Source organism: Alteromonas sp. CNT1-28, assembly GCF_022348345.1.
GTDB classification, from domain to species: domain Bacteria; phylum Pseudomonadota; class Gammaproteobacteria; order Enterobacterales; family Alteromonadaceae; genus Alteromonas; species Alteromonas macleodii.
Map to the genome: position 1 here is coordinate 1 of NZ_JAKREZ010000085.1, position 1,602 is coordinate 1,602.

The following is a 1,602-nucleotide window of genomic DNA, read 5'->3' on the forward strand; positions in this document are numbered from 1 at the left end:
CAGACTGTTGAAAAAGCCCTAGACGAAAGTCTGGGGCTTTGATCTAATAGGCATAGTGAAATTCGGAGTGTTCACCATGCTAACCCCAAAGTCCCCACAACAATACGAGTTTGAAACCGTATATATCAATGAACTGGTACCAGAAGACCACTTGGTTCGTTTAATTGATATGGCGATAGATTTTGAGTTTATCCGCGATGAGGTGGCTCATCTATATTGTCAGAATAACGGTCGCCCTTCGGTTGACCCCGTACGCTTTTTTAAAATTCTGTTTCTCGGTTATTTATTTGGTATCAGTAGTGAGCGACGCCTCATTAAAGAGATACAAGTAAATGTGGCGTATCGCTGGTTCTTAGGTATGGGATTGACGGAAGATGTGATTCACCATTCCACGCTGAGTCAAAACCGCATCAAGCGTTTTAAAGACAGCGATATCTATCAGGTTATCTTCGACAACATTGTGCGTCAGGCCATGAAGCAAGGACTCATTGGTGGTAAGAGTTTGTTTGCCGATAGCACGCACTTAAAAGCGAACGCCAACAAGAAACGCTTCGACATAAAAGACTTGAAGGTGACACCGTCAGCTTATGTGGAACAGCTAAACGAAGCAGTAACCAAAGACAGGGAGTTAGAGGGAAAAAAGCCCCTGAAGTGTAAGGAAGACAAGCCTTGCACGAAGCCTACGAAAGTCAGCCGCACTGACCCTGATAGTGGTTTTATGGTGCGCGATGAGAAGCCCAAGGGCTTCTTCTACCTAGACCATCGCATCGTAGATGGGCGTCACGGTATTATCGTTGATACACACGCGACACCAGGAAATGTTCACGATAGCCAACCTATCATTGCGCGTATTGATAGAGCTAGAGACACCTTCAAACTCAACCATATTGCCGTTGGTCTCGACGCGGGCTACTTCACCGCCGCGGTGTGTCATCACCTCGAAGCGCGACAACTGATTGGTGTAATGGGGTATCGTCGCCCTACGAAAAAGAAAGGCTACTTCGCTAAACGCGAGTATGTATACGACACAGAATCTGATACATACACATGCCCCCAAGGCCAGGTTATTGCTTACAACACCACTAACCGCGAAGGCTACCGCCAGTATCACTCTGATGCGAAGCAATGCATAAGCTGTCCCGTTCGTAAGCAATGTACAAACAGTAAGAATCACACAAAAGTTATAACGCGCCATGTCTGGCAGAAGAGTGTCGAGAACGCAAACGAAGTCAGATTAAGTGAATGGGGGAAGAAGCAATATCGAAGGCGAGCTGAAACGGTAGAACGAAGCTTCGCAGATGCAAAACAACACCACGGACATCGATACTGTCGCTATCGCGGACTCAGTAAGGTCTCGATGCAGTGTCTGCTAGCCGCTGCATGTCAAAACATGAAGAAAATGGCCTTAGCCAAGGCTGTATAAGCCTAAATACCCTCAAATCTCGCTCGCAAACCCGCTAATCGAGTAAATGACTCACTTATTGCCCTCTAAGAGCTCAACACTAAAACAAAAACGCCTTATTAAAAAATATCGCGATCGCAGCCTTCGGCTGCTAGAAAAAATAAACCCCTCCGAAAAAAGAGGGGTTTATCATCAATCTG

At 46.1% G+C, this 1,602-nt stretch carries 1 protein-coding gene; it reads left to right on the forward strand.

The window, feature by feature from the left end; all coding sequences use genetic code 11:
- Positions 1 to 76 precede the first annotated feature (76 nt).
- Complete coding sequence (locus tag MHN02_RS21385; protein ID WP_061439450.1) at positions 77 to 1,423, forward strand: IS1182 family transposase; 1,347 nt, start codon at positions 77 to 79, stop codon at positions 1,421 to 1,423.
- Positions 1,424 to 1,602 lie beyond the last annotated feature (179 nt).